The sequence below is a fragment of the Vibrio sp. 779(2023) genome (assembly GCF_033344285.1).
GTDB classification, from domain to species: domain Bacteria; phylum Pseudomonadota; class Gammaproteobacteria; order Enterobacterales; family Vibrionaceae; genus Vibrio; species Vibrio alginolyticus.
Map to the genome: position 1 here is coordinate 168,664 of NZ_JAWPOM010000010.1, position 14,507 is coordinate 183,170.

12 protein-coding genes are annotated in these 14,507 nt (G+C 43.9%); 8 read left to right on the forward strand and 4 right to left on the reverse strand.

Annotated elements, in window-relative coordinates; translation table 11 throughout:
- Positions 1-12 precede the first annotated feature (12 nt).
- Positions 13-1,209, reverse strand: coding sequence for an acetate kinase (locus R8O70_RS14610; RefSeq protein WP_005380807.1), 1,197 nt, complete (start codon positions 1,207-1,209; stop codon positions 13-15).
- Positions 1,210-1,556: 347 nt separating this feature from the next.
- Between R8O70_RS14610 and yfbV the strand changes: the two genes are divergently transcribed.
- From yfbV to R8O70_RS14640, 6 genes are all read left to right on the forward strand, one after another.
- Positions 1,557-2,009, forward strand: a complete 453-nt coding sequence (gene yfbV, locus R8O70_RS14615) for a terminus macrodomain insulation protein YfbV (protein WP_005380809.1) — start codon at positions 1,557-1,559, stop codon at positions 2,007-2,009.
- Positions 2,010-2,339: 330 nt separating this feature from the next.
- A complete protein-coding gene (locus R8O70_RS14620) occupies positions 2,340-3,305 on the forward strand; it encodes an ABC transporter substrate-binding protein (RefSeq protein ID WP_017633858.1) in 966 nt (321 codons plus the stop codon).
- Between the two features lie 175 nt (positions 3,306-3,480).
- Complete coding sequence (locus tag R8O70_RS14625) at positions 3,481-4,416, forward strand: ABC transporter permease (RefSeq protein ID WP_258623334.1); 936 nt, start codon at positions 3,481-3,483, stop codon at positions 4,414-4,416.
- Complete coding sequence (locus tag R8O70_RS14630; protein ID WP_005387275.1) at positions 4,413-5,207, forward strand: ABC transporter ATP-binding protein; 795 nt, start codon at positions 4,413-4,415, stop codon at positions 5,205-5,207. The genes R8O70_RS14625 and R8O70_RS14630 overlap by 4 nt, the downstream gene beginning before the upstream one ends.
- A gap of 141 nt (positions 5,208-5,348) precedes the next feature.
- Entirely contained in the window at positions 5,349-7,175 is a 1,827-nt protein-coding gene (gene malZ / locus R8O70_RS14635; protein ID WP_258623332.1) for a maltodextrin glucosidase, read from the forward strand.
- A 174-nt stretch (positions 7,176-7,349) separates the two neighbouring features.
- Positions 7,350-8,810, forward strand: a complete 1,461-nt coding sequence (locus R8O70_RS14640) for a sensor domain-containing diguanylate cyclase (RefSeq protein ID WP_005387278.1) — start codon at positions 7,350-7,352, stop codon at positions 8,808-8,810.
- A gap of 51 nt (positions 8,811-8,861) precedes the next feature.
- Here R8O70_RS14640 and dusC read toward each other — a convergent pair whose 3' ends face one another.
- Positions 8,862-9,821, reverse strand: a complete 960-nt coding sequence (gene dusC, locus R8O70_RS14645) for a tRNA dihydrouridine(16) synthase DusC (RefSeq protein WP_318184227.1) — start codon at positions 9,819-9,821, stop codon at positions 8,862-8,864.
- A 170-nt stretch (positions 9,822-9,991) separates the two neighbouring features.
- Between dusC and R8O70_RS14650 the strand changes: the two genes are divergently transcribed.
- A complete protein-coding gene (locus tag R8O70_RS14650; protein WP_005380818.1) occupies positions 9,992-10,609 on the forward strand; it encodes a YecA family protein in 618 nt (205 codons plus the stop codon).
- Between the two features lie 79 nt (positions 10,610-10,688).
- On the opposite strand, the gene dsbB is transcribed toward R8O70_RS14650, so the two are convergent.
- On the reverse strand, positions 10,689-11,225 hold the full coding sequence (gene dsbB, locus R8O70_RS14655) for a disulfide bond formation protein DsbB (RefSeq protein WP_017821379.1): 537 nt from the start codon (positions 11,223-11,225) through the stop codon (positions 10,689-10,691).
- Positions 11,226-11,308: 83 nt separating this feature from the next.
- Positions 11,309-12,895 carry a Na(+)/H(+) antiporter NhaB gene (gene nhaB, locus R8O70_RS14660; protein ID WP_005380822.1) on the reverse strand — a complete coding sequence of 529 codons (1,587 nt, stop codon included), beginning with the start codon at positions 12,893-12,895 and terminating at the stop codon, positions 11,309-11,311.
- A gap of 639 nt (positions 12,896-13,534) precedes the next feature.
- On the opposite strand from nhaB, the gene fadR reads away from it, so the two are divergent.
- A complete protein-coding gene (gene fadR, locus R8O70_RS14665) occupies positions 13,535-14,374 on the forward strand; it encodes a fatty acid metabolism transcriptional regulator FadR (protein WP_203345872.1) in 840 nt (279 codons plus the stop codon).
- Positions 14,375-14,507: the final 133 nt, after the last annotated feature.

A 14,507-nucleotide genomic window follows, 5' to 3' on the forward strand; every position in this document is an offset into this window, starting at 1 on the left:
CCAGGAATTCAATTAAAGACCTGTCAGGCGAGCAGTGTCTTCAGCGATGACTAGCTCTTCGTTAGTAGAGATAACCATTGCAGGGATACGGCTGTTTTCAGTCGTGATAACGCCTTCGCCGCCGAAGCGAGCTTTAAGGTTAGCTTCGCTATCTACTTCGATACCGAAGATGCCAAGACGGTTTAGAACCATTTCACGGATAGGGCCAGAGTTCTCGCCGATACCGCCAGTGAAAGTGATTGCGTCTAGACGGCCTTCCATTGAAGCAGTGTAGCCAGCAACGTATTTAGCTAGACGGTGGCAGAACACGTCCATTGCGCGTGTTGCTTCTTCTTTTTGACCGTAGTTGTCTTCAACGAAACGACAGTCAGAAGTCACTTCGGTTAGACCTTGAAGACCAGACTCTTTAGTTAGCATCGTGTTGATTTGATCAACAGAGTAACCTAGAGCGTCGTGTAGGTGGAAGACGATAGCAGGGTCGATGTCGCCACAGCGAGTACCCATTACCAGACCTTCAAGTGGAGTAAGACCCATAGAAGTGTCTACAGATTGACCGTTCTTGATCGCACATACAGATGCGCCGTTACCTAGGTGACAGTTGATGATGTTTACTTCTTCAACTGGTTTGTTTAGTAGGCCTGCAACTTCACGAGTGATGAACAAGTGAGAAGTACCGTGCATGCCGTAACGACGGATACCGTGTTCTTTGTATAGGTTGTATGGAAGAGCGTATAGGTAAGACTCTTCAGGCATAGTTTGGTGGAACGCAGTGTCAAATACAGCAACGTTTTTCAGCTCTGGGAAGTTTTTCTTAGCCGCTTCGATACCGATGATGTGAGCAGGGTTATGAAGAGGTGCAAATGTTGCAGCGTCTTGAATACCTTTTAGAACTTCATCAGTAATTAGTGCAGATTGAGTGAACTGCTCGCCGCCGTGAACGATACGGTGACCGATTGCGCCTAGGTTAGCTTTAAGCTCTGGCTTAGAAGCAAGAATAGTTTCTACCATAAACGCTAGTGCTTCTTCGTGAGCTGCACCATTGCCTAGTTGAGCTTCGTGCTTGCCATCAAGTTTCCACTTGATGCGAGCTTCAGGAAGGTGAAGACACTCAGCAAGACCTGACAAGTGCTCGTCGCCGTTCTCGGCATCAACAACGGCAAATTTAAGAGAAGAACTACCGCAGTTTAAAACTAAAACTAGCTTAGACATGTATGACTACCTGTTATTCGTCTGATAAAAAAATCAGTTAAAGAATGAAAAATTAATCACAAGAATAGCCGATACCCAGAAGGCTGCGTACTAATCCTGGTCAAAAATTGTTCTAATTCCATATAAAGAAATAGTGATGAACCCTTCCATCACTATGATGCGATCCGTGCAGATAGATATCTCGGAGTTGCTTAAATTGTAAATAACAGCAACAATGAGATTGAGGGTCTGCAAAGGATAGCGATAATAAGCAATGATAACAAAAAAAATTTGAAAGAATATTAACTTTCATCAATTTTTTGTACCTTCAGTTGAAATGTTCAACTATTTTTTAGTGAGAGAACGGTATGAGTAATAAAGTCGGATTGATCCATAGCCTGAAAGATGGCCAGAATTACATGGAGATCTGGCCGGTTCGTAAAGAGCTAAGCGCCATATTTCCGGAACAGCGTATCATTAAGGCGACTCGCTTTGGCATTAAAGTCATGCCGGCCGTTGCTGCGATCAGCGTACTCACTCAAATGGCATTCAACAATTACCACGCGTTACCTCAATCCATTGTTGTCGCCTTGTTTGCGATTAGCTTGCCACTTCAAGGCATTTGGTGGCTTGGTGCTCGATCCAACACGAAATTGCCGCCTTCTTTGGCCTCTTGGTATCGGGAGTTGCATCAAAAAATTGTGGAAACAGGTTTTGCATTAGAGCCTGTCAAAGCTCGCCCTCGTTACAAAGAGCTTGCGATAATATTGAACCGAGCGTTTCGCCAGCTCGATAAATCGTCATTAGAGCGTTGGTTCTAATTTAAATTGTTTGAAATGGAGTGTGCACTGGCCGCTCCATTTTTGATCCTGCCTCTATTACCTACTTTGACGGTCGTTGATGAAGCGAGCGAAGCTTTGTTTACCAAAGATTCTTTCCGGATGAAGAAGTCCCCCCGATCACAAATGTTGCTTTAGTGTTAAATCTTTCTTTTCTTTACTAAGACTTAGTAGTAATAATAAAAACAAGATGCGCAAGAAGTGCACAGTTATATGAACACAACAATACCGCCTTCAAACATTTGAATTCACAAGTCGATACACATATTGAAAGCTCGTGAAACAAGGACGAAGTCACATCAAGGAGTTATGATGAAAACGAAACGTTTATTAGCCACTGCCGTTCTATCAGCTACTGCTATTTTCTCTTCTACCAATGTACTGGCCGCCACTGCAACTGTCGCAGTTTCACAGATTGTCGAACACCCGGCGTTAGACGCGACGCGCCAAGGGTTACTTGATGGTTTGAAAGCGAAAGGCTACGAAGAAGGCAAAAATCTAGAATTTGATTATAAGACCGCACAGGGTAATCCAGCGATTGCGGTGCAAATTGCCCGTCAGTACGTCGGCGAAAATCCTGATGTGTTAGTTGGCATCGCGACACCTTCGGCACAAGCTTTGGTGTCGGCTACTCGCTCTATTCCTGTTGTCTTTACTGCGGTAACAGATCCGGTTGGTGCGAAATTGGTTAAGTCGATGGAACAACCAGGTAAAAACGTAACTGGCCTGTCTGATCTTTCACCCGTTGCTCAGCATGTCGATCTCATCCAAGAAATTCTTCCTCAGGTGAAAAGCATCGGGGTTGTATTTAATCCCGGTGAAGCTAATGCCGTGACTTTAGTTGAATTACTAAAAGAAAGCGCAAAAGCAAAAGGCATACAAGTGGTTGAAGCGACCGCACTAAAAAGTGCTGATGTTCAGTCTGCGACTCAAGCGATTGCAGCGAAATCAGACATTCTTTACGCCCCAACAGACAATACAGTTGCAAGTGCGATTGAAGGGATGATTGTGGCAGCGAATCAAGCGAAGAAACCTGTATTTGGTGGCGCGACGTCGTATGTCGAAAAGGGTGCAATTGCAGGCTTAGGTTTTGACTACTACCAGGTTGGTGTACAAACCGCGGATTATGTGGCGGCGATTCTTGATGGTCAAGAACCAGGCAAGCTGGATGTAAAAGTCGCGACGGGTTCTGACCTTGTAATTAATGAAAGCGCAGCATCTAAGCTCGGTATCAAGCTGCCAAGTTCTGTGGTTGAACGTGCGACAAGCATGCAATAAGTAACGTTCTTTTGGGGTAAAGACCGTCACGCTGGTTGGTAGAGGCTTGCCCCAAAATTGATACTCGCCAGACTTCTCGTGTAGAGCATTCTGCTAGAGAAGAAGGGGAGTATACGTTAGAAGTCTTACGTTCAGGTTGGTATTAGCCAGCCTGAGCATGCAGAAAGGAGCAGTTATGTCTGCATTTGCTTTTTTTGGTGCACTCGAAATTGGCTTGATTTATGGCCTAGTCGCTCTGGGTGTGTATCTTACGTTCCGTGTTCTCGACTTCCCCGATTTGAGTGTGGATGGCAGCTTTCCAATGGGAGCTGCGGTGGCTGCAACGGCGATTGTCGCAGGTATTAATCCTTGGCTTGCGACAATAATGGCGATGATAGCTGGTAGTATGACGGGGTGGGTAACCGCTTTTCTGGCTGTTCGGTGTGGTATTTTACACCTGTTAGCTTCCATTCTTACCATGATCGCTGCATTTTCAATTAATATTCGTATTATGGGCAAACCTAATATGGCGTTGCTTGGAGAGGATATGATTCTCACTCCGTTTGAAGCATTGGGCGATGCGATGTTTATTCGCCCTCTGGTTGTTGGGGTCTTAGTTCTTCTTTCCGCTTTCTTTGTCATTCGCCTGCTGAACAGCGACTTTGGTCTTGGTTTACGAGCCACGGGTGTGAATGCGCGTATGGTTTCTGCGCAAGGGGCGAGCACTGGCTTTTATACCTACTTTGGCTTGGCTTTATCTAACGGTTTTGTCGGATTCGCAGGCGCGTTGTTTGCACAAACGAACAGCTTTGCAGATGTGACCTCTGGCGTGGGCACCATTGTGGTTGGTTTGGCTGCTGTGATTTTGGGCCAGACCCTCATTCCGGGGCGAAAAATTTGGGTTGCGGTATTTGCTGTCATCATCGGTTCGGTACTTTATCGCCTTGCAGTGGCTTTCGCTTTGAGCTCTGGCATGTTTGGTTTACAAGCTTCAGACCTCAACCTGGTTACCGCAGTATTGGTGGCTGTGGCGCTTATTGCTCCAAAGCTAAAACAGAGCATGAGAGCGAAACAACGCGTTACTGATGCTAAACAAGCGGCATCAAAAAATGGTTCTGGGGAGGCATTATGATCGAACTAAATAATATTCAGGTCACGTTCAACCCTGGGACGATTTTGGAAAATCGTGCATTGAAAGGCGTCTCTTTAGAGGTTCCAGAGCATCAATTTCTTACCGTGATTGGTTCTAATGGCGCAGGAAAATCGACGTTGCTTGGTGCGGTGACAGGTGAGACGCCGATGATAGGTGGTCAGGTGATCATTGATGGCAAAGACGTCACCAAGCAGACGGTTGCCCAACGTGCAACGCAATGCGCCCGAGTGTTTCAAGATCCATTGGCCGGGACTTGTGGTGAACTGACGATAGAAGAGAACATGGCTCTCGCGCACATGCGTGGTAAAAAACGCAGCTGGGGGTTGGCGCTCTCTACCAAACGTCGCAAGCTGTTCCAAGAGCGAATTAGCATCCTCGGTCTTGGTTTAGAAGACCGCTTGGGCGATAGCATTGGGTTGCTGTCTGGTGGACAACGACAAGCCGTTAGCCTTGTGATGGCGACGTTATCGGAGAGTAAGTTGTTGTTGCTTGATGAACACACGGCTGCGCTTGATCCTCGTATGGCGGCGTTTGTTATCGACTTAACTAAACGTATTGTCGATGAGTTCGATTTAACCGTGATGATGGTGACGCATTCGATGAAAGACGCATTAGCATGTGGCGATAGGACCGTAATGCTTCACCAAGGTGAAATTGTGCTTGATGTGGCTGGAGAGCAGCGCGCTAACATGCAAGTACCAGACTTGTTGGATATGTTCTCCAAAGTGCGTGGTGAAGAGCTGGCAGATGACAGTCTTTTGTTGAACTAAGCGGTATCCGACAAGTCACTACGCCTACTAAGTGTGATCCTCCTTGCGAAAATTGGCTGATATGTCAACTCGCAGGGAGGATTTCTTGTCTCTAATTCTTCAATAACATAGTGGCATATCCGATGACGAGGAGTGCCCATAATGAACCTGCCATTTATTTTTCATAGTCAAACTATTGATGGTTTAGCTTTTAATGACGAGCAAGTTACAGTCAGACTGAAAACCGAGACATTGGATTTTGATTCCGTCTATGTGCGTATTGAGCCGGACAATGAAGAATATCTGGTCGATATGGCTCAAGTAGGAACAGCTGGTGAATTATTACTATGGGAGGCATCGTTTCGACCAAATCAAGATCGAGATGTCACACATTATGTGTTTAAGCTCCTCAAAGACGGACAGCAATACTGGCTCGATGCACGAGGCGTACAAAAGCGTATTCCACCCAAAGAGTTCCACTTTAAGTTGAATGTAGAGCATCAACCACCAAGCTGGGTCCAAGAGCAAGTTTTCTATCAAATCTTTCCTGACCGTTTTTCTGCTAGTAAAAGTGAGTCTGATATTCGCCACGCTTATGTTCAGTATGATTCTGCATCGGTCGTCAAGGCGTGGGGAGACGCGGTAGGCTCTCACCAAAATACCGGGGCACGTGAATTCTTTGGCGGCGACCTCAAAGGTGTGGAGCAAAAGTTGGACTATCTTGAACAGCTCGGCGTTACTGCGCTTTATTTTAATCCGATCTTTTCTTCACCAAGTAATCATAAATACGACACCACTGATTACTTCACTGTTGACCCTATGTTCGGCACCAACGATCAGTTTGCTGAACTGTGTGAGAAAATCCGTGGTAAGAATATGAAGATTGTCTTAGACGCGGTGTTTAACCACACGTCAGTGCATCATCCTTGGTTTGATATCCAACAAAAAGGAGAAGGAGCATATGGCAATCCGCAGTCAAAGCTCCGTGATTACTACTTTTTCGAAGGCGAAACCAATCACTACATTGGTTGGAAAGGCATTGGTAACTTACCGGTTCTGAACTTCGAAAATGAACAGGTGCGCGACTACATCTACCAAAGTGAAGATTCTGTCATCAAGTATTGGCTGAAGCCACCGTACTTGGTTGATGGCTGGCGGTTTGATGTCATTCATATGCTTGGCGAAGGAGAGGGAGCAAAAAACAATGCTCGTTATGTTGAAGCGTTTCGTCATGCAACTAAGTCAGTAAACCCGAATGCTTATGTGTTAGGTGAGCACTTTTTTGAAGCAACGCAGTGGTTGCAAGGTGATCAAGAAGATGGGGCGATGAACTACTACGGTTTTGCTCATCCAGTCCGAGCTTTTATCGCACGACAAGATATTATGTACGATCCAATCAACATTGATGGTTTGGAGTTTAAAGCATGGTTGGACGAAGCCAGAGCAAAAATCCCATTTTCTAATCAGCTATCGCAGCTAAATCAACTCGATAGTCACGATACTGCTCGGTTTATCACATTGGTTGATGGTGATAAGCGTAAAATGAACATCGCGCTAGCAATGCTTATGACTTACGTTGGCACGCCTTGTATTTACTATGGGAGTGAAGTCGGTCTAGAAGGAGGGCTAGACCCGGATAATCGTCGTTGTTTTCCTTGGAATGAAATTGAAAGTTCACAATGGCTATCGCTTTACCAACAATGGATCAAGATACGTAAACAATGTAAGCCTTTACAGTCGGGCTGTATTCAATGGCTGCATTGCACTAACAATCAGTTGGCGTACGCACGTGTACTGGGTCGTGAAGCAGTCGTTGTTATGATTAATCTCAGTGGTAATGAATGTTCAATCGATTTACCTATGTGGCAACTGGGCTTGGAGGTTAGCCAAGTTATATCGTTGTTAGATGACACAGAACAGGTTGATTATAAAGGTCATATCTCTGTCAATATGTCGGCACAGAGCTGCAAATTATGGCGACTAAAGTGACACCACACTCTATATTGATTAAACTCCTTTAATATATAAACGGTCTCAAACAGCGCGCACACATTTGTTTGGTCTCTTGTTATCTGGTGCTGCATTGCATGCGTCACCAGATAACGAGTATCAATTTAATAGCAGTCATAAGAGACTATTGACCTTTCATATGCATGGTACTCAATGGTAAACCAAAGGCGATTTAGCCTCTCATTTGTCATCTTTTTTCCTCTGGCGTTATTTGTAGTGGTTTTACTCGTGACAACGAAAAATTACTATGATGCGGTTAACCGCTATATCGATTCTGAGTATTCGCGTATCGAGCGTGCAATGTCTCGCGGTATTAAAGTACTCACGGCTTTAGATTACAGCTTCACCAACTATACCAATTACGCTAACCCACTGTTTGAAGAACATAATTCTTTAGTCAAAGAAGGGCTTTGTTATCTTTGGCCTATAGATGTGTTATTACTCGAAAGTGTTTATAGTGAAGGGTTACCTGCGGTTGACCTTGATTATATGATCGTAGGGGATGAAAGCTTATGCCAGCAAGGTTCAACGATTAACCAGTTAGCTGAACAAAAGGCGGGTTTTGCGCCGTCATTGTCATTTCTGCACGATATTGAATCGCACATTGTTGGAATCCATTACATTGACAAACGCGGTTACGTTATCTCCTCACCCGATACCTACGCAAAAAATTTCACGAGAGAACTTTTGTCAACGCTAAAAGCCCGACCTTTTTGGCAAAAAACCGCGCAAGATAAAGTGAACATTACCTTGGCTGGACCAGGGCCTGTGTTGGACTCGATGGAAGGTCAAGTCATTAGTATGACGGTACCCGTCTATGAGAAAGGAGAACATCAAGGTGTTTTGTCTATTGATTTTGACATCAATACGCTCATGGCTTCGTCGCTAGGTCTTGTTGGTCAGTTTCATTTGGTTTCCAATTTACAATCCATTCCTTCAAACAGTACACGAATCAAACCAGTCGAATTAGAGCGATTGAGTGCGAATCACAGCATGTACTACGAGTACAACCTTTGGGATGAAGCTAAGAACCTAGCGGTTTTTGAAAAATACAGCCTTATTGTCGCACTGTTTATTTACGTGCTGAGTACCGTCGTCTTGTTCTATGTGAATATGCATAGCGAGCGACGTTACTTTAAAGAACTGGCAGCAAGAGACCCAATGACCAGTTTATTGAATCGTCGAGGTATGCAAACCGTGTGGCGTAATAAGATGACAAAAAAACAGGTTGCTTTAGCAGTGTTCGATATTGATAACTTCAAGAAGATCAACGACACCTATGGTCATGATGTCGGTGATTCTGCAATTCAGCTTGTTGCAAAATGTATACGTGAAAATATTCGCCATACCGATGTTGCCTCAAGGTTTGGTGGCGAAGAGTTCGTTTTAGCGATTTATGACGAAGATTCAGAAGGCATTAAACTCATTTTAGACAGAGTAAAAAAAGCCATAGATGAGCGCTCGATACGCGTAACGAAAGAAGGCTTTACGATCTCTGGCGGTGTGGTGTTTAGTAAAGAGAGCCGAGTAGAAAACTTTGATGAATTGTTTAAAGCGGCGGATGAAAAGTTATATCAAGCCAAAAGTACCGGCAAAAATAAGATCTGTTACTAGGATTTAGGTACAAAAAAGGACGAGATATTCGTCCTTTTTTGTGTTAGGGAATTATGCAACCTGAGAGTTTAAGTCATCGCGGTAGCGTTGAATATGCTCAACAATTGGTGCGGCTTTGTTGAACGTTCTGATTTCTCTAAATAGGTCTTTTGCTTCAGGATAAGCCTGACGTAAGTAAGAGAACCATTGTTTTACGCGGTTTGGGTAATACAAGCCTTTATCGCCTTTCATCTCAAACTTGGAATAATAGATGAGCAACTCAACCACCTCGGGCCATGACATTGGCTGGTGGTTATGTTTTACCATATTGCCTAAGTTAGGGATATTGAAAGCGCCTCGGCACACCATCAAAGAGTTAACGGCAGTCGTTTCAATGCAACGTTGACCGTCTTCATAATTCCAAATTTCACCATTCGCTATCAGTGGGATATCGAAACGTTCGCGAATTTGGTTGATGTAATCCCATTTTATCTCAGAAGCTTTATAACCACCTTGTTTAGTACGTGCGTGTACGGTCAATTCATTTGCGCCAGCAGACTGAATGGCATCGACAATTTCAAAGCAATCTTCAGGGTTCTCCCAGCCAAGACGAATTTTTGCAGTTACGGGAATGGCTTCTGGAACGGCTTCTCGACAAGCTTTAACAACACGGTGAATGAGCTCTGGATGTTGGAGTAGCGCTGCTCCACCTTTACTTTTGTTGACCATTTTGGCTGGGCAACCAAAGTTTATATCAATACCTCTGGCGCCAAGATTTGCCGCTTTAATTGCGTTCTCAGCCATCCAGTTTGGTTCTTGTCCCAACAATTGCACATGTACTGGCACACCAGATGCAGTCTGAGAACCTTGCAACAGCTCCGGGCATAAACGGTGAAATACATGATCGGGTAATAGCTGGTCGATTACGCGAACAAACTCCGTAACACACAGGTCATAGTCGTTTATCTCGGTCAGGATTTGGCGCATCAAATGATCTAAAACGCCTTCCATTGGGCCTAGTACAACTCGCATAGCTTGCCTAATACAGTTTGGTGGTAAAAAGGAGGGCGATTGTAGCGATGTAAGTTAAGTTTGTCATTAAAAGAGTCGAAGCGCCCAGTGCAGTCAAACACACAACGTTAGGTTACGTGCTTTTGAGCTCTGAGGTATAATGCCGCCAAATTTATGGGAAACCAGATGTCATGCAATACACATTGATTGAAAAAGGTGAAGTTCACGTCGATGAATCTTGCCTATTTATCGAAGGCGCAGTGTTAGCTGCGAATCTGACGACAAAACCACTCGCTCCTGAAAAGTGGTTAGAGCCGCTATTAGGTGAGGGATTCAAAGCGATTCAACCAGCTGTGGAAGAGCAAATTCACAAGCAGCATAACCGAATTCAACGAAACGAATATTCCGTGCTAGAGCTAACAGGCAAAGAACCTGAACAACTTGCTGATTTTGCCGAAGGCTTTATGTCTGTTTGGCCAATGATTGAAGAACAATGGCAAGACGTTGAGCTCAATGATGGGTTACAGCGTATGCTGCAAGCATTACTGACCACTTTGATGCTGGCTATCGATGAGCCAGCAACGCAGCAACAGATGCGCGACGCAGGTATTGAAACGCCACCGGCCCTGACAGATTTAGTCGATCAGCTTGATTTAATGGTCGGTGAAGTCGCGCTGGGCGCGGATGAGTTGATGGTAGGCAATAAAGCTCAAAGCCTAAACCCATTCAAAGGTATCGGGCGCAATGATCCCTGTCCTTGTGAGAGCGGAAAAAAATTCAAGCAGTGCTGTGGTCAATCACGCGGCTAAATCGAATCGCCGCGCTATCCACTTAACAAAAAGCCGACCAGATGGTCGGCTTTTTGTTAATTTTTACGCGTCAGTAGGATTAACGAATTGGATTAACGCGTTTTGCAGGGAAGAATTGTGCAATTACAATTAATGCCAAAGCGATTAAATTGCCTGCAAAAATTACGACTAACCATTGTGGCATTGATAAATCAAGGAACTGCCATACAACCTTAGAGCAATCACCATATGCTTCAAACATCCAAGGAACCCACTGATTGAGCGGAGCCCAGCTAGGGAATGTGACGAATAAATCGCAAGTCGCGAATGGTGATGGATTAAACTGGTAGTCAACGTGCTGCATCGCAAGTAACAAACCCTTGTAAGCACTTAATCCCCAGCCTATCAAACCTAGCCAGCGGAAAATTGGGTTCTTGGGTGCCAATATACCAACCATTGCAGCGACGCCCACTCCCATCATCGCGACTCTTTCATAAATACACATGACACATGGTGCAAGCATCATGACGTGCTGAAAATAGAGGGCACATGCTTCAAAGAAAACGACGAATAGCAGAAGCAGTAGCCACGATAAACGTCCCTTTGAAAACTGGTTAAGTGAATTTAAAATAGTCACGTTTTTGTTCCTGTCTGAAATAGAAAAAGCTCTGAATACTCAGAGCTTTTTATCGTGGATAAGTTTCCTAATCAACTCAAATTTTAGTGACCACCGGATACTACGGGAGTCAGATCACCACTATGAGGTAAAATCCAACCAGCTTCGTAGAAAGAAGCTGTTGCAGGCTCTAGGAAGAACATGATTCCCATTAGACCGACAATCGCAAGAACGACGGTGTAAGGCAGCGCCATGATAACCATTCGACCGTAAGACAGACGAATTAATGGAGCGAGAGCCGATGTGAGTAAGAATAGGAATGCCGCTTGACCGTTTGGCGTTGCAACAGAAGGCAGGTTAGTACCAGTATTGATTGCCACCGCCAGTAAGTCGAACTGATCACGAGTAATGAGGCCCTCAATGAGTGCAGTTTTTACTTCATTGATGTAAACCGTACCAACGAACACGTTATCCGACACCATAGATAACAAGCCATTCGCCACATAGAACAGAGCTAGCTGAGTACCTTTATCTTCAACGGCAAGCACCGCATCGATGACTGGTTTAAACAGCTCTTGATCAATGATTACAGCAACGATCGAGAAAAATACAGCAAGCAGTGCAGTGAAGGGCAGGGCCTCTTCAAACGCTTTCCCCATGGAGTGCTCTTCAATGACACCAGTAAATGCGGTCGCTAAAATGATCACAGAAAGGCCAATTAAGCCGACAGCCGCTAAGTGCAAAGCGAGTGCAACGATCAACCAAACCGCAATAAGACCTTGAACCCAGAGTTTTGCGACATCTTGATTTGTTCGCGTTTTACGCTCTTCACGGTCAAAATCGACGAGGATCTGACGAACGTTATTAGGAAGCTTCGCGCCGTAGCCAAACACTTTAAGCTTTTCAACTAAAGCACAAGTGATGAGACCACAGAAAAATACAGGTAGTGTCACTGGAGACATACGGATTAGGAATTCACCAAATAACCAACCCGCTTGGTCTGCAATAATTAAGTTTTGAGGTTCACCAACCATCGTGGTTACGCCACCTAAGGCAGTACCTACACCAGCATGCATCAACAAAGAGCGCAAAAAGGCACGATAGTTTTCTAAGTCATCACGCGTTAGTTCAGTGATCGTGTCATCTTGTGTATGGTCATGGTCACCGATAGGGTTACCAGACGCTACTTTGTGATAGATAGAGTAAAAGCCGATCGCCACGCTGATAACAACGGCGATAACCGTCAAGGCATCCAAAAATGCAGACAAAAATGCCGCAGCAAAGCAGAACGCGAGTGATAGTAGGGTTTTAGAGCGAATGCCAAGTAAAATTTTGGTAAAAATGAACAGCAATAGCTGCTTCATGAAGTAGATGCCCGCAACCATAAATACTAGAAGTAGCAGTACTTCGATATTTGCTACTAATTCGTGCTTAACTTGCGCAGGGCTAGTCATGCCGATAGCAATGGCTTCAATAGCAAGTAAACCGCCAGGTTGTAATGGGTAGCATTTTAATGCCATTGCTAGCGTGAAAATAAATTCAGCGACCAACAACCATCCAGCTACAAATGGGTTTATTAGGAAGAATACAATCGGGTTAATTATTAAGAAGGCTATAATGGCAACTTTGTACCAATCAGGCGCTTTACCAAGGAAGTTCTTGATAAAAGCGTTTCCGAGCGATATCGGCATGATAATTCTCTTTATAACAAAATTATGAATAGACACTACAATAGTGCTTAAGTATCTGTTTGTTAGACTTATTAACTAGTCTTTAAAAACAATAACTTAGTAAAACAACAATCCTTTGTTTATTGTAGTCTTGCCAAGTTACTTCCCCTGAACTCAAGCACCGCTCACTTTCGACCGCAAACTCTACACTCAGGCATTTATTAGTCAATAACAAAACGTGATGCTACCGACTAAAATGACTTTTTAAATGTAATAACGCGATCAAAACGGCGTTACTATACCATGAAAGTCTTAAAAAAATCCTCTTGGATTTTAAATGACGGTCAGTGACGAGAAAAGGCAAATTAAGAAAGAATATTAACTGTGATATACAAAGTAATTTTTCATATTTTGAATATAAAAATGTGACACGGTTGTCTTTATTTCTCCGAGATTTGTGAGCTGTTTAATTAAATGAAAATTCATATTTTACTGCTTTCGCTCGCATGTTAGAGCCTCTTAAATTGACACAACATATAGAGTATTAACTCTATGTTATGGAGTCGTTTCCACTATTGATCGTAAATTTTCTCAAACCGCTAAGTAGTGGTATGATGAGTAGTATCGACCCTCAGAAATCAATATTGGATAAAAAGTAGAATGGTCATAAAGGCGAAAAGCCCTGCGGGATTCGCAGAAAAATATATTATCGAGAGCATTTGGAACGGCCGTTTTCCTCCAGGCTCAATTTTACCTGCTGAGCGCGAGCTGTCCGAACTGATTGGTGTTACTCGAACGACTTTAAGAGAGGTTCTTCAACGACTAGCCCGTGATGGATGGCTGACTATCCAGCACGGCAAACCTACGAAAGTTAACCAATTTATGGAGACCTCTGGTCTGCATATTTTGGATACTTTAATGACGCTAGACGTTGATAATGCGACAAACATTGTAGAAGATCTGCTTGCGGCACGTACTAACATCAGTCCTATCTTTATGCGCTATGCATTTAAAGCGAACAAAGAGAGCTCTGAGCGTACAATTAAGAACGTAATCGAATCTTGTGAATCTTTAATGAATGCGGCTTCCTGGGACGAATTCATCGCTTCTTCGCCGTATGCTGAAAAAGTTCTGCAGAATGTGAAAGAAGATAACGAGAAAGATGAAGCGAAGCGTCAAGAAATCTTGATTGCTAAAACGTTCAACTTTTACGATTATATGCTTTTCCAGCGCCTAGCATTCCATTCAGGAAATCAAATTTACGGTTTGATCTTTAATGGTTTGAAGAAGCTCTACGATCGTGTCGGTAGCTACTACTTCTCAAATCCAGCTTCTCGTGAGCTAGCTCTGAAGTTTTACCATCAATTGCTCGAAACTTGTGAAAGTGGCCAGCGTGAGCAACTACCAGTAGTGATTCGTCATTATGGTATGGAAAGTGCGTTGATCTGGAACGAAATGAAAAAGCAATTACCAACGAACTTCACGGAAGACGACAGCTAAGCGCTGACAAGTTGGATAAACGAAAACCGCAGTGCCTTAGGCCTGCGGTTTTTTTGTTTTTATTTTCAGCCCTAAACCACCTACTTCAGTAGGTGGTTATCATCCGTTTCGGCTTTGCCTGTAAAACTACTCA